Origin of the sequence: Streptomyces sp. NPDC088733, assembly GCF_044751185.1 — a bacterium.
Lineage (GTDB): Bacteria > Actinomycetota > Actinomycetes > Streptomycetales > Streptomycetaceae > Actinacidiphila.
In genome coordinates this window covers 23,357-44,910 of the sequence record NZ_JBIVLH010000011.1, presented here as the reverse complement: position 1 = coordinate 44,910, position 21,554 = coordinate 23,357, and the positions used below count along the sequence as shown (strand labels likewise).

General features: G+C 74.1%; 19 protein-coding genes. 12 read left to right on the top strand and 7 right to left on the bottom strand.

Features of this window, described 5'->3' with window-relative positions:
* Nucleotides 1-111: 111 nt before the first annotated feature.
* From ACIP64_RS21330 to ACIP64_RS21320, 3 genes are all read left to right on the top strand, one after another.
* The gene (locus ACIP64_RS21330) at nucleotides 112-1,284 is read left to right on the top strand and encodes a PP2C family protein-serine/threonine phosphatase (protein ID WP_401588982.1); all 1,173 of its coding nucleotides are present in this window, start codon (nucleotides 112-114) and stop codon (nucleotides 1,282-1,284) included.
* Nucleotides 1,285-1,399: 115 nt separating this feature from the next.
* Nucleotides 1,400-1,693 (top strand): hypothetical protein, encoded by a 294-nt coding sequence (locus tag ACIP64_RS21325; protein WP_401588979.1) that lies wholly within the window; start codon nucleotides 1,400-1,402, stop codon nucleotides 1,691-1,693.
* 68 nt (nucleotides 1,694-1,761) lie between these two features.
* Entirely contained in the window at nucleotides 1,762-4,395 is a 2,634-nt protein-coding gene (locus ACIP64_RS21320) for an AAA family ATPase (RefSeq protein ID WP_401588976.1), read from the top strand.
* Here the strand turns inward: ACIP64_RS21320 and ACIP64_RS21315 are convergent.
* The gene (locus ACIP64_RS21315) at nucleotides 4,386-5,249 is read right to left on the bottom strand and encodes a 3-hydroxybutyryl-CoA dehydrogenase (RefSeq protein ID WP_401588973.1); all 864 of its coding nucleotides are present in this window, start codon (nucleotides 5,247-5,249) and stop codon (nucleotides 4,386-4,388) included. The two genes, ACIP64_RS21320 and ACIP64_RS21315, sit on opposite strands and share 10 nt — an antisense overlap.
* Before the next feature lie 250 nt (nucleotides 5,250-5,499).
* On the opposite strand from ACIP64_RS21315, the gene ACIP64_RS21310 reads away from it, so the two are divergent.
* The gene (locus tag ACIP64_RS21310; RefSeq protein ID WP_401588970.1) at nucleotides 5,500-6,738 is read left to right on the top strand and encodes a glycoside hydrolase family 10 protein; all 1,239 of its coding nucleotides are present in this window, start codon (nucleotides 5,500-5,502) and stop codon (nucleotides 6,736-6,738) included.
* 666 nt (nucleotides 6,739-7,404) lie between these two features.
* Here the strand turns inward: ACIP64_RS21310 and ACIP64_RS21305 are convergent.
* Both ACIP64_RS21305 and ACIP64_RS21300 read right to left on the bottom strand, forming a co-directional pair.
* Nucleotides 7,405-7,614 carry a DUF1918 domain-containing protein gene (locus tag ACIP64_RS21305; protein ID WP_401588968.1) on the bottom strand — a complete coding sequence of 70 codons (210 nt, stop codon included), beginning with the start codon at nucleotides 7,612-7,614 and terminating at the stop codon, nucleotides 7,405-7,407.
* A gap of 101 nt (nucleotides 7,615-7,715) precedes the next feature.
* The gene (locus ACIP64_RS21300; protein WP_401588965.1) at nucleotides 7,716-9,176 is read right to left on the bottom strand and encodes an aldehyde dehydrogenase family protein; all 1,461 of its coding nucleotides are present in this window, start codon (nucleotides 9,174-9,176) and stop codon (nucleotides 7,716-7,718) included.
* 300 nt (nucleotides 9,177-9,476) lie between these two features.
* Between ACIP64_RS21300 and argC the strand changes: the two genes are divergently transcribed.
* Genes argC through ACIP64_RS21270 form a run of 6 tightly spaced genes read left to right on the top strand, consistent with a single transcriptional unit; the run spans nucleotide 9,477 to nucleotide 14,570 of the window.
* On the top strand, nucleotides 9,477-10,505 hold the full coding sequence (argC, locus tag ACIP64_RS21295) for an N-acetyl-gamma-glutamyl-phosphate reductase (RefSeq protein WP_401588963.1): 1,029 nt from the start codon (nucleotides 9,477-9,479) through the stop codon (nucleotides 10,503-10,505).
* On the top strand, nucleotides 10,502-10,699 hold the full coding sequence (locus ACIP64_RS21290; protein ID WP_401588960.1) for a hypothetical protein: 198 nt from the start codon (nucleotides 10,502-10,504) through the stop codon (nucleotides 10,697-10,699). Before argC ends, ACIP64_RS21290 begins: the two co-directional genes overlap by 4 nt.
* A complete protein-coding gene (gene argJ / locus ACIP64_RS21285; protein ID WP_401588957.1) occupies nucleotides 10,696-11,847 on the top strand; it encodes a bifunctional glutamate N-acetyltransferase/amino-acid acetyltransferase ArgJ in 1,152 nt (383 codons plus the stop codon). The genes ACIP64_RS21290 and argJ overlap by 4 nt, the downstream gene beginning before the upstream one ends.
* Nucleotides 11,844-12,785 carry an acetylglutamate kinase gene (argB, locus tag ACIP64_RS21280; RefSeq protein ID WP_401588954.1) on the top strand — a complete coding sequence of 314 codons (942 nt, stop codon included), beginning with the start codon at nucleotides 11,844-11,846 and terminating at the stop codon, nucleotides 12,783-12,785. The genes argJ and argB overlap by 4 nt, the downstream gene beginning before the upstream one ends.
* Nucleotides 12,782-14,020: an acetylornithine transaminase gene (locus tag ACIP64_RS21275; RefSeq protein WP_401588951.1), complete on the top strand. Its 1,239-nt coding sequence runs from the start codon at nucleotides 12,782-12,784 to the stop codon at nucleotides 14,018-14,020. Before argB ends, ACIP64_RS21275 begins: the two co-directional genes overlap by 4 nt.
* Nucleotides 14,021-14,027: 7 nt before the next feature.
* Nucleotides 14,028-14,570, top strand: coding sequence for an arginine repressor (locus tag ACIP64_RS21270; RefSeq protein ID WP_401588948.1), 543 nt, complete (start codon nucleotides 14,028-14,030; stop codon nucleotides 14,568-14,570).
* A 282-nt stretch (nucleotides 14,571-14,852) separates the two neighbouring features.
* On the opposite strand, the gene ACIP64_RS21265 is transcribed toward ACIP64_RS21270, so the two are convergent.
* The 4 genes from ACIP64_RS21265 to ACIP64_RS21250 are packed head-to-tail and all read right to left on the bottom strand — an operon-like array spanning nucleotide 14,853 to nucleotide 18,365.
* The gene (locus tag ACIP64_RS21265) at nucleotides 14,853-15,632 is read right to left on the bottom strand and encodes an SDR family oxidoreductase (RefSeq protein WP_401588946.1); all 780 of its coding nucleotides are present in this window, start codon (nucleotides 15,630-15,632) and stop codon (nucleotides 14,853-14,855) included.
* Between the two features lie 33 nt (nucleotides 15,633-15,665).
* Nucleotides 15,666-16,403, bottom strand: a complete 738-nt coding sequence (locus tag ACIP64_RS21260) for an FAD:protein FMN transferase (protein ID WP_401588944.1) — start codon at nucleotides 16,401-16,403, stop codon at nucleotides 15,666-15,668.
* 44 nt (nucleotides 16,404-16,447) lie between these two features.
* A complete protein-coding gene (locus ACIP64_RS21255) occupies nucleotides 16,448-16,981 on the bottom strand; it encodes an FMN-binding protein (RefSeq protein ID WP_401588941.1) in 534 nt (177 codons plus the stop codon).
* Nucleotides 16,982-16,988: 7 nt separating this feature from the next.
* Nucleotides 16,989-18,365, bottom strand: a complete 1,377-nt coding sequence (locus ACIP64_RS21250) for a ferric reductase-like transmembrane domain-containing protein (protein WP_401588939.1) — start codon at nucleotides 18,363-18,365, stop codon at nucleotides 16,989-16,991.
* Nucleotides 18,366-18,752: 387 nt separating this feature from the next.
* Here ACIP64_RS21250 and ACIP64_RS21245 point away from each other — a divergent pair, with 387 nt between their 5' ends.
* Nucleotides 18,753-19,946 (top strand): argininosuccinate synthase, encoded by a 1,194-nt coding sequence (locus ACIP64_RS21245; protein ID WP_401588936.1) that lies wholly within the window; start codon nucleotides 18,753-18,755, stop codon nucleotides 19,944-19,946.
* A gap of 92 nt (nucleotides 19,947-20,038) precedes the next feature.
* The gene (gene argH / locus ACIP64_RS21240) at nucleotides 20,039-21,466 is read left to right on the top strand and encodes an argininosuccinate lyase (protein WP_401588934.1); all 1,428 of its coding nucleotides are present in this window, start codon (nucleotides 20,039-20,041) and stop codon (nucleotides 21,464-21,466) included.
* The last annotated feature ends 88 nt before the right edge of the window (nucleotides 21,467-21,554 follow it).

Genomic DNA, 21,554 nt, shown 5'->3' with positions numbered 1-21,554 from the left:
GGGTGAACCGGCAGGGGAGAGGCCGGTTCCCGGCCGGTCGGTCGACAGAATCGGGGGCGAACCAGCCCCGCTCGACGCGGGAGCGACGGCTGCGAGGGGGAGCCCGGCGGCATGATCGGACCCAGGGTGGCCATGGCGGTGACGGGCCGGGTGCGGGGGTGGCTGCTCCTCATGTGGCCGGGTGCGTGGGTGGCCGCCGTACTGGGGCTGGCCTGCGGGGTGCCCGGCGGGGAGGAGTGGCTGCCCGGTGTCGCGGCGGCGCCCGCGCTCGCCTGCGCGGGCACCGGACGGCGGCGCTGCGTCGCGCTGAGCGGCGGGCTGGCGGTGGCCGCGCTCTTCGTACCGGGGCCGGGCAGACCGCGGGCCGGTGCCGCGGTGGCGGTCGTCGCGGTGCTGGCGGCCTGCTTCTGGCTGGCCGACCGCAGGAGACGGCTCGCCGCCGAACTGACCCGCACCCGGGAGGTCGCGCTCGCCGCCCAGCGGGTGCTGCTGCGCCCGCTCCCGCAGCGGGTGAACGATCTGACGGTCGCCGCCGACCATGTGTCCGCCAGCCGGGGCGCGCATGTCGGCGGCGATCTGTACGAGGTCTTGGCCACGCCGCACGGCGTGCGCGCCGTCATCGGCGACGTGCGCGGCCACGGACTGGAGGCCATCGGCACCGTCGCGGCGCTGCTCGGCACCTTCCGGGAGGCCGCGTACGACGAGCCGGAACTCGGCGGGCTGCTGGCGCGGCTGGACCGGGCGCTCGCCCGGCACATCCAGGAACGCCCTTTCGCCGCCGAGGAGTTCGTCACCCTGATGCTGCTCCAGCTCGACGAGGACGGCCAGGTCGACGTCCTCAACTGCGGTCATCCCGGCCCCTACCGGCTGTCCGCGGACCGGCCCGGCAGCGTCCTGGCGCTGCCACTGGACGCGGGGGAACCTCTTCCGCCCCTGGGGCTGGTGGACGCGGCCGCCGGGGCGAAGGCGGTGCGCTGCGGGCGGCTGCTGCCCGGGCAGGCGCTGTTCCTGCACACCGACGGCGTGGCGGACGCCCGGGACGCGGACGGCACGTTCTTCCCGCTGGCGGCGGCCCTGGAAGGCGCCGCGCGTGCCGCGGGCGGCCACACGCTGTGCGCCCGGGCCCTGGTGGACGCCGTGCGCGCCGCCTACATGCGGCACACCCGCGGCCGTCTCACCGACGACATGGCGCTGCTCGTGCTGCACCGGGACGCCCCGCGCGTGCCCGAACAGGCGTCCGTCCCCCGGACCGTGACCCGGCATCCCGGAGTGCCGCGCGTCTGATCGTGCTCATCCTTGGTACACCTTGGTCGATCCGTGAGCAAAACGCTCATTGTCTGCCTTGTGCGCGCGCCGCACGAGGGGTGTCACCGGAGGAGAACCGAGCAGAGGGGCAGACATGGCACCACCGACCGCCACCGACATCGCGCTGTCCGCGCCCGCGGGCGAACTCATCGCCGTCGTCGGCCCGCCCGGCCCGCAGCGCTCAGCGCTCCAGCACGCGCTCAACGACGCGCCCTGGCACCGGGGTCCGGCCGTGACGACCACCGTCATCAGCGACGGCGCGTGGCACGAACTGCGCCGGGTCGCCGCCGCGGGCATCACCGTGGTCGCCGCGTGCGACGCCACCGTCGCCGCCGAGGCCCATGCCCACCGGGTCGTGCTGCTCCCCGATCCCGACGGGGTGGCGTGACCGATCCCTCCGCCCCGGGCGGACTCCCGCCATTGACAAGGTAGTTGCACAAACGTTGTCATGTGCATATGCCGTCCCTGATCGGGCGTCGGGAGATCCTCGACCATGCCCGGACACAGCTGAGCGCCGGTCCGGGCGTCCTGTTCCACGGGTCCGCGGGCATCGGCAAGTCCGCGCTGCTCACCGCGTTGAGCGCGCCGACCGGGCAGGCCGGGCAGGCCGCCGCCGACGGCTTCGTCCTGCGCTGCGCCCCCGTCGAGGAGGACGCCAAGCTCCCCTTCGTGGCGCTGATGGACCTCTTCGCCCGCGTCCCGGACTCCTATGTGGACGGGCTGGCCGAAGGCCCCCGCGCCGCGCTGCGCGCCGCCCTGCTGCGCGGCCGTGAGCCGGTCTCCCCGCAGAGCCGGCTGGCCGTGCGCGACGCGGCCGTCGACCTCCTGCGGGCGCTGTCCGCCGCCGGCCCGGTCCTCGTCGTGGTCGACGACCTCCAGTGGGTCGACATGCCCAGCGCCGAGGTGCTCTCGGTCGCCCTGCGGCGCCTGTACGACAACGCCCCCGTGCGCTTCCTGGCCGCCGAGCGCGTCATGGACGGCGAGGAGCCGCTCGGCCTGCGCTGCTGCCCGCCGGGCACCGCCACCGTGCCCGTGCCCCCGCTCGCCGACGGCGAAGTGGCCGACCTGCTGCGGGAACGCACCGGCCGGCAGCTCCCCGAGCACGCGCTGCGCGCGATCCAGGAGACCGCCGCGGGCAATCCGCTCTACGCGATCGAACTCGGCGTCGCGGCGCTGCGCGACGGCATGCCCGCCGAGGCCGGCGACACCCTGTCCGTGCCGCCGCGGCTGCGCGACCTGCTGCTGGACCGGGTACGGCTGCTGCCCGCCTCCGCCCGGCAGACGCTGCTGGTCGCCTCCGCCGCCGCCCGCCCCACGCTGCCGCTGCTGACCGCCGCCGGCATCCCGGACCCGGCGGCCGACCTGGCCACCGCCGAAGCGCTCGGGGTCGCCGTCGCCGACGCCGAGGAGACGATCCGCTTCCACCATCCGCTGATCCGCGCGGCGGTCTACGCCGACGCCCCCGAACACGGCCGCCGCGCCGTCCACAAGCTGCTCGCCCGCGCCGTGCCCGAGCCCGTCGAGCACGCCCGCCACCTGGCCCTGGCCCATCCGCACGCCGACGAGACCACCGCGGCCACCCTCACCTCCGCCGCCGGGTCCGCACGCCGCCGCGGAGCCCCCGCCACCGCCGCCGAACTGGCCGCGCTGGCCGCCCGCCGCACCCCCGCCGACCGCCCCGCCGAGCGCGCCGAACGGCTGCTGGCGGCCGCCGAGTACGCCAGCGACGCGGGCCTGCGCGCCGACGCCGACCGCTTCGCGGAGACCGTCCTGGCCGAGGCGGCCTCCGCCCCGCAGCGCGTCCGGGCCCGGCTGATCATGCTCGGCAACGCCGGACAGGCCCTCGGCGGCACCGGCCGGCTCATCACGGACGGCCTGGTCGAGGCCGAGGGGCACCCGGAACTGGAGGCCCGCCTGCACCACTGGGCCGCGGTGCGGCACCTCATCGGCGGCCGTCCCGCCCAGGCCGCCGCGCACGCGCGGCGCGCCGCCCACCCGGCGCCCGGGACCGGGCCCTCCGCGGGCGCGGACGCCGTCACCGCCGACACCCGGGTGGCCGCCCTGGCCCTGCTCGCCCGGCTGCACGCGCTGCACGGCGAGGCCGACGCCGCCGAGTCCGCGCTCGACGAGGCGACGGCCCTGCTGGGCCCCGCCGACGAGCCGGGCGCCCGGGAACTCGTACGGACCCGGGCGCTGCTGGCCGCCGACGCCGACCGCATCGACGAGGCGGAAGCCGCGATGGCCGGGCTCCTCGGCCGGACCGGCGAGTACGCCTCCGTGGAGGAGACCGCCGCCACCCTCGTCGCCCTGGTCCGCATCCAGGTCAGGTCCGGCCGCTGCCGCGAGGCCATGGACAACGTCGCCCGCTGCGGCGTCCTCCCGGTCCGCGCAGGCAGCGACTCCCCGCCGGTGCTCTACGCCGCCACGCTCGCGGAGACCGCGGGCGGCCGGCTGGAGCGCGCCCTGGAACTCGCCGACCGCACCGTGCGCGCCTGCACGACCGACGGCGACCAGCTGTTCCTGCTGCGGGCCCTGGGCGTGCGCGGCCGGGCCCAACTGCTCGCCGGGGGACGGGAGAACACCGCGGCGGCCGTCGACACCCTGCGGCAGGTACGGCGGCTCGGGGAGACGATGGGCCTCGGCGACCCGGTGCTGCTGCGCTGGTACGGGGACCTCGCCGAGGCGAGCGCCATCCTCGGCGACACCGACGCCGCCGCCGAGGTGCTGCGCGCCGCCCGCCGCCGCGCCGGGCCCCGCCCGCCCGTGAGCGTGGCCGCCGCCCTGGAACGGGCCGAAGGGCTGCGGGAGACGGCGCTGGGCCACCACAAGCGCGGCATCGCCCGTATCCAGTCCGCCGTCACCCGGCTGCGCGGGCGGTCACTGCCGCTCGACCTCGCCCGCTCCCTGATCGTGCTGGGCGCCGCCGACCGCCGCCCGCGCCGGGCCGCCGCCGCGCGCGCGGCGCTGACGGAGGCCCTGGAGATCAGTACGGCCGTCGGCGCCGCCCCGATGGCGGCCAGGGCCCGCGCCGAGCTGGCCCGGACCGGCGAGGGCCGTCAGGCCGCGACGCGAGCCTCCGACTACGCGTAGTCGTAGAAGCCGTGGCCGCTCTTGCGGCCCAGCCGGCCCGCGTCGACCATGCGCTGGAGCAGCGGGGGAGCGGCGTACAGCGGCTCCTTGAACTCGTGGTACATCGAGTCGGCGACCGAGGCCACGGTGTCCAGGCCGATCAGGTCGGAGAGCTTGAGCGGGCCCATCGGGTGGGCGCAGCCCATCTCCATGCCGTTGTCGATGTCCTCACGGCTGGCGATACCGGACTCGAACATCCGGATCGACGACAGCAGGTACGGGATGAGCAGGGCGTTCACCACGAAGCCCGCGCGGTCCTGAGCGCGGATCGGGTGCTTGCCCAGCACGTCGGTGACCAGCTTCTCCGCGCGCACCAGCGTCTGGCCGTCGGTGGTCAGCGCCGGGATCAGCTCGACGAGCGCCTGCACCGGGGCGGGGTTGAAGAAGTGGATGCCGAGCACCTGCTCGGGGCGCGAGGTGGCGACGGCGAGCTTCACCAGCGGAATGGAGGAGGTGTTCGAGGCCAAGATGGCGTCCCGGCGGGTCACCACCTGGTCGAGGACCTGGAAGATCTCGGTCTTGACCTGCTCGTTCTCCACGACGGCCTCGATGACGAGGTCGCGGTCCGCGAAGTCCCCGAGGTCGGTGGTGAAGCTGAGGCGCTCCAGCGCCGCGTCGCGCTCCTCCTCGGTGATCTTGCCGCGCTCGGCGGCCTTGGCGAGCGACGTCGTCAGGCGCGTGCGGCCCAGTTCCAGGGCCTCGCCGGTGGTCTCCGCGACCCGGACGTACAGCCCGGCCCGGGCGCACACCTCGGCGATGCCCGCACCCATCTGGCCACAGCCCACCACACCGACAAAACGGATGTCGTCGTTCAACGCCCAGCCTCTCCCTGATCGCGAGACGGAGACCCGGACCGTTGTGCGGGCCGGACCAGCCCGATCGACATTACACCCGGGTGGACCATCGCAGGCCGCCGGTGCGACGCGCCCGCGGGGCCGCACCCCGGGCCGTGCCTGCGGTGTGCACAGGGCCGTCAGGGGACACGCCGGGGCCCGGCACGGGTTGCCCGGGACCGCCGGTTCGCCGCATGATCGGCCAGAAGTGACGGATCATCAGGGGGAACCGATGGCTCACCTCTCACGCAGGGCCTTCGCCGCCGGTGCGGCCGGGGCCCTCTCCGCCGCGCTGACGACGGCGGACGCGTCCGGTGCCGCGACCCCGGCGGGCGGCGGCACCGCGCTGCCGCAGTTCCGGGGCATGTGGCTCGCCACGGTCGGGGGCCGCGACTGGCCGTCGGCCCGCGGCGGCACGCCCCGCGAGCAGCGCCGCGAACTGCTCGACTACCTCGACACGGCCGTGGACCGCCGGCTGAACGCCGTGGTCATGCAGGTCCGCCCCACGGCCGACGCGTTCTGGCCGTCCCCGTACGAACCCTGGTCGGAGTACCTGACCGGCGTTCAGGGCGGCGACCCCGGATGGGACCCGCTGGGCACCGCCGTGGAGGAGGCGCACGCACGCGGGCTGGAACTGCACGCCTGGTTCAACCCCTACCGGGTCGCCAACCACGCCGACCCGAAGCGGCTGTCGCGCGACCACCCCGCCGTGCGCAACCCCGGCTGGGCGGTCCCGTACGCAGGGAAGCTGTACTACAACCCCGGTCTGCCCGAGGTCCGCGACTTCGTCCAGGACGCGATGCTGGACGCGGTGCGCCGCTACCCCGTCGACGGCGTCCACTGGGACGACTACTTCTACCCGTACCCCGTGGCGGGCAAGGCGTTCGCCGACGACGACGCCTTCGAGCGGTACGGCGGCGGCTTCGCCGACAGGGCCGCCTGGCGGCGGCACAACACCGACCTCCTGGTGAGCGGGACCGCCGCGCGCATCAAACGCCTACGGCCCTCGGCCCGCTTCGGCATCAGCCCCTTCGCGGTCTGGCGCAACGCCGCCACCGACCCGCGCGGCTCGGACACCCGAGGCGGCGTGCAGACCTACGACGACCTGTACGCCGACACCCGGGGCTGGGTGCGCAAGGGCTGGATCGACTACATCGCCCCCCAGGTGTACTGGAACATCGGCTTCGAGATCGCCGACTACGCGACCCTGGTGTCCTGGTGGTCCGACGTCGTCGCCGGCACCGGCACGCAGCTCTACATCGGCGAGGCCCTGTACCGGGCCGGCGGCGCCGGCGAGGCCAAGGCCTGGCAGGACCCGGCGGAGCTGTCGCGGCATCTCACCCTGGACGCCCGCCACCCCGAGGTACGCGGCAACATCTTCTTCTCCGGCAAGGAGGTCGTCGCCGACCCCATCGGCGCGATGAGCCGCGTCGTCCGCGACCACTACCCGACCCGGGCCCCGGCCCGCTGAGGTACGGCTCCGCCCGGCAGCCGGCCCACGGCCGGGGTGCCTCCACGCCGGGTCGGGGAGACCCGCTCATGGCCGCGCGACAGGGCGGTGCGCAGCGGGGGGCGGGGGCCGTCGGCCGTGCCGACGCCGTGCCGCGGGACCCGGTCGCCGGGCACCCGGCGCGGTTGTCGAAGCACACCCCAGGACCTGCGGCCGCGATGCGCCCCCACCCGCGGATCCCCCAGCCGCGCGGGAAGTTCCCCGGCGACGCACCGAACCTGCGGGCACCCGCGCGGTGGCCGGGAGAACCGTGGGTCCGGCCAGGGCTCTGCGGGGCGTGCGGCAGACGGCCAGGCCCAGGGCGGTGGCGCCGGTCAGCACGGCCGGCGACGAGCGCAGGGCGAGCTGCGCGGTGCTGTTCCGCACGTCCGTGGCGATCTCGTCCTGGAGCCCGCTCAGCCGTTCCGGGTGGCGGACCGTCGCGGGTGTCGACGTCCACCACCAGCCCCGCCGGCCGGGGCATTCCCCGTCGGCCTCGGGATCGCGGGGGGAGACCGGGACGGCGGCGCGCAGGCCCAGCCCGCCGTCCTCGCCCACCCATGCGAAGCAGCACCGGCTACCGCGGCCGCCGGCGGGCGGCCGCGGTACCGGGCGCGGGAGGTCGGATTCGGGCGGCGGAGCGCAGCGCTACGGCTGGGGGGTGCGGGTCACGCCGTGTTCGTGCTCCACCGTCGAGTCCGGTCCGGGCGACAGGATGCACTCGTGCCCGTCCTCGTACCGCACCCGGTACGGCGGCTCCCCGCTCTTGCCCATGACCTCGACGATCTCGGCCACCTTGTCGTGCTGGCCGACGACGCGGCCGTGCTGCCTGACGTGGTCACCCTTGTTCGCGTGCATCGGTCGACCTCCTGGGAACTCGGCGGTCCACGGCTTGGCCTCTCCAGTCTAGGGTCGGCGGCCGGGTCCGCACCCGCTGCGCGCGGGGTGCCCCGGACGCCTCAGAAGGGGTAGCGGGCCTGCTGGGTGGCGACGGTCAGCCAGCGGGTCTGGGAGAACGCCTCGATGCCCCAGCGTCCGCCGAACCGGCCGTGGCCGCTGGCCTGGACGCCGCCGAAGGGCGCCTGCGGCTCGTCGGCGACCGTCTGGTCGTTGACGTGCACGATGCCCGTGCGCAGGCGGCGGGCGACGGCCAGGCCGTGGGTGGCGTTCTCGGTGATGATGCCCGCGGTCAGCCCGTGCTCGGTGTCGTTCGCCAGGGCCACGGCGGTGTCGTCGTCCGGGAAGGAGGCGATGGTGACGAGCGGCCCGAAGGCCTCGGCGTGGTAGAGCTCCGCCTCCTTGGGGACGCCGGAGAGCACCGTCGCGGGGTGGAGCGCGCCGTCCGGCTCGCCGCCGCCGGTGAGCAGCGTGGCGCCCTTGCCGACGGCGTCCGCGACCAGGGCGGCCACCCGCCGCGCCGAGGCCTCGCTGACCAGCGGGCCGACGACGGTGTGCGGGTGGGTGGGGTCGCCCGCGGGCAGCGAGGCGACCTTCGCGGTGAACTTGGCCGTGAACTCCTCGACGAGGCTGTCGTGGACCAGCAGGCGGTCGGCGGACATGCAGATCTGCCCGGCGTTCAGGAAGACCCCGAAGACGGCGGCGTCGACGGCGTGGTCCACGTCCGCGTCCTCCAGGACGACCACGGAGTTCTTGCCGCCGAGCTCCAGGAGCACGGGCTTGAGGTGGCGGGCGGCGAGGGTGCCGACGATCCGGCCGACCTCGGTGGAGCCGGTGAAGTTGACGGCGCGGACCCGCGGGTCGGCGACGAGGGCCTCGGCGACTCCGGCCGCGTCCTCGCGGGCGTTGGTGACGACGTTGAGCACCCCGTCGGGCAGTCCCGCCTCGCGCAGCAGGTCCGCGACGAACAGCCCGCAGGCCACGGGCGCGTCCTCGCTGGGCTTGACGACGACGGTGTTGCCCGCCGCGAGGGGTGCCGCGACCGCGCGCACACCGAGGATGAGCGGCGCGTTCCAGGGCGCGAAGGCGGCGACGACGCCGAGCGGCTCGCGCACCGCCAGGCCGAGCACGCCCTCTTCTTGCGCGCTGAGCACCTCGCCGCGCGGGGCGGTGGTCGCGGCGGCGGCCTCGCGCAGGATCCCGGCGGCGAGTCCCACGTTGAAGTACGCCCAGGGGCGGGTCGCGCCCGCCTCGTGGGCCATGATCTCGGCGGCCTGCTCGGCGCGGCCGTCCAGCAGGTCGGCGGCGGTGAGGAAGATCCTGCGCCGCTCCACGGGGCTCAGTGCCGCCCATTCGGGGAACGCGCCGTGCGCCGCGTCCACCGCCCGCCGGATGTCCTCGGGGCCCCCGGCCGCGACGGTCGCCCAGACCTCGCCGGTGTACGGGTTGATGTCCTCGGCCGTACGTCCGGAGGCGGCCGGGACGTCCTTGCCGCCGATCAGCAGTTCGCGGGTGATGGTCATGGCAGCCCCTTGTCCGCGGCGAACTGCGTTGTTCGCCCAGTGAACCATCGTTCATTGAACTTTTGGCCACCGAGTTTCCGGCGCGGCAAGCGGTCTGTCAATGGACCGGGACGCGGTCACCGCGCGGGGGCCGCCCCTCATCATCACGTCGCGTTTCCATGGAGGTCGGGTCGATGCCGCCTGTCCGCAGCGGACTCCCGGCACGGTGCGCGGAACGGGCGGCATGCCCGGCGGGATCGCAGGGGGCTTTGCATAAAAGTTCCGGCGGCCGTATAGTCATGCCATCGATGAGGAGGGTCCATGGTGTACCGGGCAGCGGTGGCGGGTGCGAGCGGCTACGCGGGCGGGGAGATCCTGCGCCTGCTACTCAACCACCCCGAGATCGAGATCGGCACGCTCACCGCGAACTCCAGCGCAGGGCAGCGCCTCGGCGGCCTGCAGCCGCACCTGCTGCCGCTCGCGGACCGCGTCCTGGAGCCCACCGCGCCCGAGGCGCTCGCCGGGCACGACGTGGTCTTCCTCGCCCTGCCGCACGGCCAGTCGGCCGCCGTCGCGGAGCGGCTCGGCGACACCGCGCTGATCGTGGACTGCGGCGCCGACTTCCGGCTCGCCGACCCCGCCGACTGGGAGCGCTTCTACGGCACCCCGCACGCCGGGACCTGGCCGTACGGCCTGCCCGAGCTGCCCGGCGCGCGCACCGCCCTCTCCGGGACCCGCCGCATCGCGGTGCCCGGCTGCTACCCGACCGCCGTCTCCCTCGCGCTCTTCCCGGCGTACGCGGCCGGCCTGGCCGAGCCGGAGGCCGTGGTCGTCGCCGCCTCCGGCACCTCGGGCGCGGGCAAGGCGGCCAAGCCGCACCTGCTCGGCAGCGAGGTCATGGGCAGCATGACCCCGTACGGCGTCGGCGGCGGCCACCGGCACACCCCGGAGATCGTGCAGAACCTGACCGCGGCCGCCGGTGAGCGCGTCTCCGTCTCCTTCACCCCGACCCTCGCACCCATGCCGCGCGGCATCCTCGCCACGTGCACGGCCGCGGCCCGGCCCGGGGTCACCGCCTCCGCCGTGCGCGCCGCGTACGAGAAGGCGTTCGCGGACGAGCCCTTCGTGCACCTGCTGCCCGAGGGCCAGTGGCCCGCCACCGCGTCGGTCTTCGGCTCCAACGCCGCGCTGCTGCAGGTCGCCCTCGACGAGGCGGCCGGCCGGATCATCGCGATCAGCGCCATCGACAACCTCACCAAGGGCACCGCGGGCGGCGCCGTGCAGAGCATGAACATCGCCCTCGGCCTGCCCGAGGGGACGGGCCTGAGCACCGCCGGAGTCGCCCCGTGACCCCGACGACGCTCAGTCCCGCCACCCGCGCGCGCCGCGCCGTCGCCGTGCTGCTGACCCGGGCCGCGCCCTGCGGCGCGGGTCCCGGCGCCGGCCCGGCCCGCCCGGCCGCCGAGCCGCACGAAGCCACCATCACGAAGTCCGCCCCCACCGGGTGGGCCACCGCGGAAGCGAAGAAGGAGACCACAGCGTGAGCGTCACGGCAGCGCAGGGATTCACGGCGGCGGGCATCGCCGCCGGGATAAAGGAGAACGGCAACCCGGACCTGGCCCTGGTGGTCAACCGCGGTCCGCGCCTCGCCGCGGCCGGCGTCTTCACCTCCAACCGCGTCAAGGCCGCCCCCGTCCTGTGGTCCGAGCAGGTCCTGCGCGGCGGCCAGGTCTCCGCCGTCGTCCTCAACTCCGGTGGCGCCAACGCCTGCACGGGCCCGCTGGGCTTCCAGGACACCCACGCCACCGCCGAACGCGCCGCGGCCGCCCTCGGCCACAGCGCGGGCGAGGTCGCGGTCTGCTCCACGGGGCTCATCGGTGTGCGGCTGCCCATGGACCGGCTGCTGCCGGGCGTGGACGAGGCCGCCGCGGCCCTGTCCCCGCACGGCGGCGAGAAGGCCGCCATCGCCATCAAGACCACCGACACCGTCCACAAGACCGCCGTCCACGACGGCGACGGCTGGAGCGTCGGCGGCATGGCGAAGGGCGCGGGCATGCTCGCCCCCGGCCTCGCCACCATCCTCGTCGTGATCACCACCGACGCCGACCTGGACTCCGCCACGCTGGACAAGGCACTGCGCGCCGCCACCCGCACCACCTTCGACCGCGCCGACTCCGACGGCTGCATGTCCACCAACGACACCGTGCTGCTGCTGGCCTCCGGCGCCTCGGGCGTCGTCCCCGGGTACGAGGACTTCGCCACCGGCGTCGAGCGGGTCTGCGCCGACCTGGCCCGCCAGCTCATCCGCGACGCCGAGGGCGCCTCCAAGGACATCAGGATCGACGTCGTGAACGCCGCGACCGAGGACGACGCGGTGGAGGTGGGCCGTTCCATCGCCCGCAACAACCTCCTCAAGTGCGCCATCCACGGCGAGGACCCCAACTGGGGCCGGGTGCTCTCGGCGATCGGGACGACCTCCGCCGCCTTCGAGCCCGACCGCCTGAACGTGGCCATCAACGGGGTTTGGGTCTGCAAGGCCGGCTCCGTCGGCGAGGACCGCGACCTGGTCGACATGCGCTACCGCGAGGTGCAGATCACGGCGGACCTCGCCGCGGGCGACCAGACCGCGACGATCTGGACCAACGACCTCACCGCCGAGTACGTCCACGAGAACAGCGCCTACAGCTCATGAGCGCCCGCAAGCACACCGCCCTGCCCAAGGCGCAGATCCTCGTCGAGGCACTGCCCTGGCTGACCCGGCACCACGGCAAGACGGTCGTCGTCAAGTTCGGCGGCAACGCCATGGTCGACGAGGAGCTGAAGGCCGCGTTCGCGCAGGACGTCGTCTTCCTGCGGCACGCCGGGCTCAAGCCCGTGGTCGTGCACGGCGGCGGCCCGCAGATCAGCGCGCAGCTCGACAAGCAGGGCCTGGTCAGCGAGTTCAAGGCGGGGCTGCGGGTCACCACACCCGAGGCCATGGACGTCGTGCGCATGGTGCTGGCGGGGCAGGTGCAGCGCGAGCTGGTCAACCTCCTCAACCAGCACGGCCCCCTCGCGGTCGGCATGACCGGCGAGGACGCGCACACCATCAGCGCCACCCGGCACCGTCCGGTCGTCGACGGCGAGGCCGTCGACATCGGGCGGGTCGGCCAGATCACCGCGATCGACACCGGCGCCATCGAGGCCCTGCTCGACGACGGCCGCATCCCGGTCGTCTCCTCCATCGCCCGCAGCGCCGACTCCGGCGACGGGGCCGGGGTCTACAACGTCAACGCCGACACCGCCGCCGCGGCCCTCGCGGCCGCGCTCGGCGCGGAGACCCTGATGGTCCTCACCGACGTCGAGGGGCTGTACGAGGACTGGCCGAACAGCGACGAGGTCATCAGCCGGCTCACCGCGAGCGAGCTGGAGAAGCTGCTGCCCGAGCTGTCCAGCGGCATGGTCCCCAAGATGGAGGGCTGCCTGCACGCCGTACGCAACGGCGTGAACACCGCCCGGGTCATCGACGGGCGCGTCCAGCACTCGATCCTGCTGGAGATCTTCACCGACGAGGGCATCGGCACCATGGTGGTGCCCGACGCCGCGCACCGCACTGCCAACGGAACTGTGAACCAAGGGGGACGGGCATGACCGGGACCGGAGACGCGAGCAAGCAGGGCAACCAGGGCAACGCTGCGCTCACCGAGCGCTGGCAGGGCTCCCTGATGGACAACTACGGCACACCGCGGCTGCCGCTGGTCCGCGGCGAGGGCGCCACCTTCTGGGACGCCGACGGCAACACGTACCTGGACTTCCTCGGCGGCATCGCCGTCAACGCGCTCGGCACCGCGCACCCCGCCGTCGTGCGCGCCGTGTCCGAGCAGATCGCCACCCTCGGCCACGTCTCGAACTTCTTCGTCGCCGAACCCACCGTCGCCCTCGCCGAGCGGCTGCTGCAGCTGTCCGGCCGGCCCGGGCGGGTGCTGTTCTGCAACTCCGGCACCGAGGCCGTCGAGGCCGCCTTCAAGATCGGCCGGATGACGGGCCGTACGCACATGGTGGCGACCGAGGGCGGCTTCCACGGGCGCACCATGGGCGCCCTCGCGCTCACCGGGCAGCCCAAGAAGCAGGAGGCGTTCCACCCGCTGCCGGGCGACGTCACGCACGTGCCGTTCGGGGACACCGAGGCGCTGCGCGCCGCCGTCACGCAGGACACCGCGCTGGTGGTGCTGGAGCCGATCCAGGGCGAGAACGGCGTCGTCGTGCCCCCGGCCGGCTACCTTGCCGCCGCCCGCGAGATCACCCGCGCCGCCGGGGCCCTGCTCGTCCTGGACGAGGTGCAGACCGGTATCGGCCGCACCGGCCACTGGTTCGAGCACCAGGCGCAGGGCGTCGAGCCCGATGTCGTCACCCTCGCCAAGGGACTCGGCGGCGGGCTGCCCATCGGCGCGGTCCTCGCCTTCGGGCCCGCCGCGGACCTGCTGACACCCGGTCAGCACGGCACCACCTTCGGCGGCAACCCGGTGGCCTGCGCCGCCGCACTGGCCGTCCTCGACACCATCGCCGCGGACGGCATCCTGGAGAACACCAAGCGGCAGGGCGAGAAGCTGCGGCAGGGGATCGAGGCGCTGGGGCACCCGCTGGTCGCTCAGGTGCGCGGTGCGGGCCTGCTGCTGGGTATCGTGCTCACCGAGCCGCTCGCCGCCCAGGTGCAGAAGGCGGCTCAGGACGCCGGACTCCTGGTGAACGCCGCCGTACCCGACACGGTGCGGCTCGCCCCGCCGCTCATCCTCGGTGACGCGGAGGTGGCGGCCTTCCTCCGGGCGCTGCCGGGGGTCCTGGACGCCGTCCAGGCCCAACACGAGGGAACGCGAGCCGGAGAATGACACGACGATGAGCGAGGCGCAGCAGCAGGCCGGCGCAGCCGCGGCCGTACCGCAGACCCGGATGGCACGCCACCGGCGGATCGTGGACATCCTCAACCGGCAGCCGGTGCGGTCGCAGAGCCAGCTCGCCAAGCTGCTCGCCGACGACGGGCTGACCGTCACCCAGGCGACGCTCTCCCGGGACCTCGACGAGCTCGGCGCCGTCAAGATCCGCACCAACAACGGCGAGTTGATCTACGCGGTGCCGAGCGAGGGCGGTTTCCGCACGCCGCAGGCCCCGCTGGGAGAGTCGGTGAAGGAGGAGCGCATGCGCCGCCTCGCGGGCGAACTGCTCATCTCCGCCGAGGCCTCGGCCAATCTCGTCGTCGTGCGCACGCCCCCGGGCGCGGCGCAGTTCTTCGCCTCGGCGATCGACCAGGCCGAGGTGTGGGACATCCTCGGCACCATCGCGGGCGACGACACCGTGATGCTGATCAGCCGCGACCCGTCCGGCGGGCAGGCGGTCGCCGACCACCTGCTCCGCCTGGCCGGGGGCGGCGCCGAGCGCTGAGCCCGGAGCCCCTCCGGGTGCGGCAGCTGGCGGTGTGTCAGACGACGGGGCTGTTGATGCCGGTCCCCGTCACGTAGCCGGCGCGGTCCGACAGCAGGAATGAACTCCGCGGCGCGTCCTACGCGGCCGAGGGGGATGCCCGACTCGCGGCCCATCGTTGCGTAGAGCTCCGCCGCGGTGATGCCGCGCTCGGCGGCCTGGCGGTCGCCGACCACCTGCTCCGCCTGGCCGGGGGCGGCGCCGAGCGCTGAGCCCGGCGCCGCACGACAGCCTGTCGACGAGTCAGACGACCGGGCTGAGGCCGCCATCGAGGTTGATGCCGGTCCCCGTCACATAGCCGGCGCGGTCCGACAGCAGGAATGCCACCAGATCCGCGAACTCCGCGGCGCGCCCCACGCGGCCGAGCGGGATGCCCGACTCGCGGCCCATCGTGGCGTAGAGCTCCTCCACGGTGATGCCGCGCTCGGCGGCCTGGCGGTCCCACTGCCCGCTCTCGACGAGGCCGACGAGCACGGCGTTGACGCGGATGTTGTCGGGGCCGAGCTCCTTCGACAGCGCCTTGGTGAGCGCCAGGCCCGCGGCCCGGGACACCGAGGTGGGAGTGCTGCCCGCGCCCGGTGCCTTGGCCGAGACGGCCAGGGTGTTGACCACGCTGCCGCCGCCCGCGGCGCGCAGGTGCGGCAGCGCCAGCCGGGTCAGCCGGACCGCGGCGTGCAGCTTGAGGTCCAGGTCCTCCTCCCACACCGAGTCGTCCTGGCGCTCGAAGAATCCCGCCGCGCTGCGGCCGGCGTTGTTGACGACGGCGTCGATGCGCCCCCAGCGGCCGTCCGCGGCGGAGACGAAGCGCTCCAGGTCCTCCGCGCGGGTCACGTCGGCGGGCACGCCGAGGACGTCCGCCCCGGCGGCGCCCAGGTCCTTGACCAGGTGCTCGATGCGCTCGGCGTCGCGGCCGCACAGCGCCACCCTGGCGCCCTCGGCGGCCAGCCGCCGGACGAGGGCCGCGCCGAGTCCGTCGGACCCTCCGGTGACCAGCACGACCCTGTCGCTCAGATGCAGATCCATGGACGCATTCTTGCCACCGGGAACCGCTGATCGTCAAGCGCTCAACTGCGCGGTGAGACCGCCGAATCCCCGGGTCTGCCAGGTGGTGCCGTCGGTCTCCACGGCGAACGCCTCCGTGTCGGGGAGCTCTTCCAGCCACTCGCGCGCGGCCGGGCCCATGGCGTAGCCGGCGGTGGCCAGCACGTCCGCCTCGGTGAGCCCGCGGCGGACCACGGTGAGCGAGGCGAGCCCGTCCGCGGGCGGCTCGCCGGTGCGCGGGTCGAGGATGTGGCAGCCGCGTTCCGCGGGACCGGAGGTGGCCACGGCGAGTTCGCCGTCCGCGCTCTCCACGACGGTCGCGAGGCCGCCCGGCCGCAGCGGGTCCGCGATGCCGACCCGCCACGGGCCGCCGGTGAGCTGCACGTCCCCGCCGCCGTTGACGCACACCGACTCCGCGCCGGCGGCGGCGACGGCGCGCGCGGCGCGTTCCACCGCCCAGCCCTTCACCAGGCCGGTGGGGTCCGGCGCGGCGTCCGGCCCGGCGTAGCGGAGCGTGAACCAGCCGCCGGTGGTGCGTTCGGCCTCCGCGCACCGCCGCAGCACCTCGCGCACCTCGGGGGAGCAGTCCTCGGGGCCGAGTTCGCCGCGGCCGAGCCGGCTGATCTCGCTGTCGGGGCGGTAGGTGGAGAACAGTGCGTCGGCCTCGTGGAGCCCGGCGACCGCGGCCCCCAGGGCCGCCCGCACCCGCGGGTCACGGGCACCGCGGACGTCGAAGGAGAACACTGTCCCCATGCAGTGTTCGACGTGGCGCAGTCGAGGAGGGTTGTCGGACACGGTCAGACACCGGCCTTGTCCAGCGCACTCTGCAGGGACTGCTGGTAGCCCTGGCTGGTGAAGGAGGCGCCGGAGACGGTGTCGATGGCGGCGCTCTGCGCGGTGACGGCCGCCTGGTTGAGCCGCGGGATCGCGGAGGCGGTCAGCTGCTCGCTCATCGGGGTGCCGCTCGGGGCCTGCACGGCGCTCGCGGCGGTGATCCGCCCGCCCGCCACGGTGATGCTGACCTGCACCGGCCCGTAGCTGGTCTGCGCCACGTCCCCGGTGACGGTCCGCGCGGCGGGCGCGGCGGGCCGTGCGGGCGCCGCGGACCTGTCGGGCGACCGGCCCGCCGGCGCGGACGGCACCGGCACCGACGGGTCGCCGCCGGCCGCCGAGGGCTCCGCCGACACCGGCGGCTGCTGCTGCGGCGGCCGGGCCCCCGCCTGGGCGGCGAAGGGCGCGGTCGTCGGCTTCAGTGCCAGCAGCAGCACAATGGCGGAGACGGTCGTGGCACCGGTCAGGACGATCCGGCGCAGCGGATGCTTCTTCTTCACGGGCACCTCACAGCTTGAAGGACTCGTGGTGGATGCGGCGTTCGGGCACCCCGGCCTCCCGCAGCGCCGCATAGGACTCCTCGGCGAGCCCCGGCGGCCCGCACAAGAAGACGTCGTGCTCCTCGATGTCGGGCAGCATCCGGCGCAGCGCCTCCGCGGTGATCTCCGGGCGGGCCCCGCCGGGGCCGTTGACCGCGTAGACCAGACGGGCGCCGCGATCGGCGGCGATCTCCTGCAACTCGGCCCACAGCGCCAGGTCCTGCTTCCTGCGCGCGCGGTAGAGCAGCGTGAGGTCGCCGGGCGCGGCCGGCAGCGTCTCGAACAGCGCCCGCAGCGGGGTGATGCCCGCGCCGCCCGCCAGCAGCAGCACCTTGCCGCCGCGGCGCCGCGAGGCCGTCATCGCGCCGTACGGCCCCTCCGCCCACACACGGGTGCCGGGCCGCAGCCCGGCCAGTGCCGAGCTGTGCCCGCCGGCCGCCTTGACGGTGATGCGCAGCAGGTCGGGCCGGGGCGGCGCGGACAGCGAGTACGGGTTGGAGCTCCACCGCAGCCCCTCGGCGAGGAACCGCCAGCGGAAGAACTGGCCGGGCTCCGCCCCCAGCCGGTGCAGCCGCCGCCCCTTGATCAGCACCGACACCACGCCTGGCGCCTCCTCCACGGTCTCCTCGACCCGCATGCGGTGCTTGAGGTTGAGCCGTACGGGCACCAGCACCCGGTACCACAGCACCAGGGCGGTGACGGTGCCGTAGAGGGCGTACCAGACGGCGCGGGCCGTCGCGTCGCCCGCGAACTCCGCGCCGGTGGCGAGCTGGTGCCAGAACGTCAGGTAGACGGCGGCATAGGTGAGCAGATGGATGTAGTACCAGGTCTCGTAGCGCATCCTGCGGCGCAGGGCACCGGCCGAGACGAAGCCGATGACCAGGAGCAGCACGGTCCCGGCGGTCGCCTTGACCATCTCGGGGTAGTCCAGGACCACGCTCGCCGTCTGCCGGGTGATCGGCTGCCCGGACTGCGCGGAGTAGCCCCACAGGATGAGCACGACGTGCGCCACGACCAGGGAGATCGCGTAGCGTCCGGTCATCGCGTGCCAGCGGGCGACCCGGTCGGAGCCGACCCGCCGTTCCAGGGCCGGGACCCGGGCCATCTGCAGGACGACCAGGGAGATCGCGTAGCCGCCGAGCAGGCCGGTGATCCGGCCGGCCGCGATCAGCCGGTCCGCCGCCACCGGCCGGACGTAGGGGGTGTTGCCCCACCACAGCCAGACGACCCCGGCAGCGCCCGCCCAGGCCAGCAGGAGCAGGGGGACCGCGGGGGAGCGGCGGGGACGGATCCGGCGCATGGCCTGCCGTCTGCCCGCCCTGCTGTTGTGGATCATCGTGCTCATGGCCGCCATGCGAGGGCATACGGGCGGCAGTTCGACGTGACTCAATGCGGGGCTTCGGCTGACGGTCGGGGGAGGCGTGTGCTAAGCGCGGGCCTGCGTGGTCGGGTGCGGGTTCGTGGGTGGTTGCCCGCGCGGTTCCCCGCGCCCCTTCGGGCGCGATCCCGGGCCGCGGTTCCCGGGACCCGCGGCCACGGGCGGCCCTGCGTGGTCGGTTGCGGGTTCGTGGGCGGTTGCCCGCGCGGTTCCCCGCGCCCCTTCGGGGCGCTGACCTGCGGTGATGCGGGTGATTGACGAAACATACGAGAGAGTGCATACTTATACCCATCAGCGTATGCATCATCACGCCCCGCCATACGCTCTCGACCTCGCGCACCAAAGGAGAGACCCGTGACCGAGCGCGTCGTACTCGCCTACTCGGGCGGACTGGACACCTCCGTCGCCATCGGCTGGATCGCCGAGGAGACCGGCGCCGAGGTCATCGCCGTGGCCGTGGACGTCGGCCAGGGAGGCGAGGACCTGGACGTGATCCGCAAGCGGGCCCTGGCCTGCGGCGCGGTCGAGGCCGAGGTCGCCGACGCCAAGGACGAGTTCGCCGACGAGTACTGCCTCCCGGCGATCAAGGCCAACGCCCTCTACATGGACCGCTACCCGCTGGTCTCCGCCCTCTCGCGGCCCACCATCGTCAAGCACCTGGTGGCCGCCGCGAAGAAGCACGGCGCCTCCGTCGTCGCCCACGGCTGCACCGGCAAGGGCAACGACCAGGTCCGCTTCGAGGCCGGCATCTCCTCCCTCGCGCCCGACCTCACGTGCATCGCGCCGGTCCGCGACTACGCGATGACCCGCGACAAGGCCATCGCCTTCTGCGAGGAGAAGAACCTCCCGATCGCCACCACCAAGAAGTCCCCGTACTCGATCGACCAGAACGTCTTCGGGCGCGCCGTCGAGACCGGCTTCCTGGAGGACATCTGGAACGCCCCGATCGAGGACGTCTACGAGTACACCCAGAACCCGGCCACGCCCCGCGAGGCCGACGAGCTGGTCATCACCTTCAAGCAGGGCGTCCCGGTCGCGATCGACGGCAAGCCCGTCACCGTCCTGCAGGCGATCCAGCAGCTCAACGAGCGCGCGGGCGCCCAGGGCATCGGCCGGATCGACATGGTCGAGGACCGGCTGGTCGGCATCAAGTCCCGCGAGGTGTACGAGGCGCCGGGCGCGATCGCACTGATCACCGCCCACCAGGAGCTGGAGAACGTCACCGTCGAGCGCGAACTCGCCCGCTACAAGCGGCAGGTCGAGCAGCGCTGGGGCGAGCTGGTCTACGACGGCCTGTGGTTCTCCCCGCTCAAGCGGGCGCTGGACGGCTTCATCGAGGAGGCCAACCAGCACGTCTCCGGTGACATCCGGATGACCCTGCACGGCGGCCGCGCCGTCGTCACCGGCCGCAAGTCCGCCGAGTCGCTGTACGACTTCAACCTGGCGACGTACGACACCGGCGACACGTTCGACCAGTCCCTCTCCAAGGGCTTCATCGAGATCTTCGGCATGTCGTCGAAGATCGCCGCCAAGCGCGACCTGGCGTAGTCAGTAGCCTCGGTACAGCAGCCCGCCTCCCCGCCCGTTCCACGGCGGGGAGGCGGCCGCACATCGCACCACCGACGGAAGCGAGCGAAGAGTTGAGCAGCAACACCGGTGACGTCCGGCTCTGGGGCGGCCGTTTCGCCGACGGCCCGGCGGAGGCGCTGGCCAAGTTGTCGGCGTCCGTGCACTTCGACTGGCGGCTCGCGCCGTACGACATCGCGGGCTCCCGCGCCCACGCCCGCGTGCTCACCGCGGCGGGCCTGCTGACCGGGGACGAGCTGACGCGCATGCTGGCCGGCCTCGACCAGCTGGAGGCCGATGTCGCCGACGGCAGCTTCACCGGCACCATCGCCGACGAGGACGTCCACACCGCCCTGGAACGCGGCCTGCTGGAGCGGCTCGGCCCCGACCTCGGCGGCAAGCTGCGCGCCGGCCGGTCCCGCAACGACCAGGTCGCCACGCTCTTCCGGATGTACCTGCGCGACCACGCCCGTGTGATCGGCGGCCTGGTCGCCGAGCTCCAGCACGCCCTGGTCGCGCTCGCCGAGGCGCACATCGACGTCGCCATGCCGGGCCGCACGCACCTCCAGCACGCGCAGCCGGTGCTCTTCGCCCACCACGTCCTCGCCCACGTCCAGGCGCTGTCCCGGGACGCCGAGCGGCTGCGGCAGTGGGACGAGCGGACGGCCGTCTCTCCGTACGGCTCCGGCGCGCTGGCCGGGTCCTCGCTCGGCCTGGACCCGGAGGCCGTCGCGCGGGACCTCGGGTTCGAGCACGGCTCGGCGGCCAACTCCATCGACGGCACCGCCTCGCGGGACTTCGTCGCCGAGTTCGCCTTCATCACGGCGATGATCGGCGTCGACCTGTCGCGGATCGCCGAGGAGGTCATCATCTGGAACACGAAGGAGTTCTCCTTCGTCACCCTCCACGACGCCTTCTCGACCGGCTCGTCGATCATGCCGCAGAAGAAGAACCCCGACATCGCCGAGCTGGCGCGCGGCAAGTCCGGCCGCCTCATCGGGAACCTGACCGGCCTGCTGGCCACGCTCAAGGCGCTCCCGCTCGCGTACAACCGCGACCTCCAGGAGGACAAGGAGCCGGTCTTCGACTCCTGCGACACCCTCGAGGTCCTGCTCCCGGCGTTCACCGGGATGATGGCCACCCTCACCGTCAACCGCAAGCGCATGGAGGAGCTGGCCCCGGCGGGCTTCTCGCTCGCCACCGACATCGCGGAGTGGCTGGTCAAGCAGGGCGTCCCGTTCCGGGTGGCGCATGAGATCGCCGGTGAGTGCGTCAAGGTCTGCGAGGCCGAGGGCATCGAGCTGGACCAGCTGACCGACGAGCAGTTCGCCAAGATCTCCCCCCACCTCACCCCCGAGGTGCGGACGGTGCTCGACGTGCCCGGCGCGCTGGCCGCCAGGAACGGCCGGGGCGGCACGGCGCCCTCCGCGGTCGTCGTCCAGCTCGCCGAGATCAAGCGGGACCTGGCCGTGCAGCTGGCCTGGGCGCAGGCCAAGAGCTGACACGCTCCTCTTTCCCGATGCGGCCCGGCCGGAGCTGATACTCCGGCCGGGCTTCATCGGACTCTTGAATGAGACGTTCGTGTCTCAT

Bases quoted from the DNA above. Each gene is read 5' to 3' on its own strand.
- ACIP64_RS21330 (WP_401588982.1), top strand. From the start codon at position 112: ATGATCGGACCCAGGGTGGCCATGGCGGTGACGGGCCGGGTGCGGGGG.
- ACIP64_RS21325 (WP_401588979.1), top strand. From the start codon at position 1,400: ATGGCACCACCGACCGCCACCGACATCGCGCTGTCCGCGCCCGCGGGC.
- ACIP64_RS21320 (WP_401588976.1), top strand. From the start codon at position 1,762: ATGCCGTCCCTGATCGGGCGTCGGGAGATCCTCGACCATGCCCGGACA.
- ACIP64_RS21310 (WP_401588970.1), top strand. From the start codon at position 5,500: ATGGCTCACCTCTCACGCAGGGCCTTCGCCGCCGGTGCGGCCGGGGCC.
- ACIP64_RS21305 (WP_401588968.1), bottom strand. From the start codon at position 7,614: ATGCACGCGAACAAGGGTGACCACGTCAGGCAGCACGGCCGCGTCGTC.
- ACIP64_RS21300 (WP_401588965.1), bottom strand. From the start codon at position 9,176: ATGACCATCACCCGCGAACTGCTGATCGGCGGCAAGGACGTCCCGGCC.
- argC (WP_401588963.1), top strand. From the start codon at position 9,477: ATGGTGTACCGGGCAGCGGTGGCGGGTGCGAGCGGCTACGCGGGCGGG.
- argB (WP_401588954.1), top strand. From the start codon at position 11,844: ATGAGCGCCCGCAAGCACACCGCCCTGCCCAAGGCGCAGATCCTCGTC.
- ACIP64_RS21275 (WP_401588951.1), top strand. From the start codon at position 12,782: ATGACCGGGACCGGAGACGCGAGCAAGCAGGGCAACCAGGGCAACGCT.
- ACIP64_RS21270 (WP_401588948.1), top strand. From the start codon at position 14,028: ATGAGCGAGGCGCAGCAGCAGGCCGGCGCAGCCGCGGCCGTACCGCAG.
- ACIP64_RS21265 (WP_401588946.1), bottom strand. From the start codon at position 15,632: ATGGATCTGCATCTGAGCGACAGGGTCGTGCTGGTCACCGGAGGGTCC.
- ACIP64_RS21260 (WP_401588944.1), bottom strand. From the start codon at position 16,403: ATGGGGACAGTGTTCTCCTTCGACGTCCGCGGTGCCCGTGACCCGCGG.
- ACIP64_RS21250 (WP_401588939.1), bottom strand. From the start codon at position 18,365: ATGAGCACGATGATCCACAACAGCAGGGCGGGCAGACGGCAGGCCATG.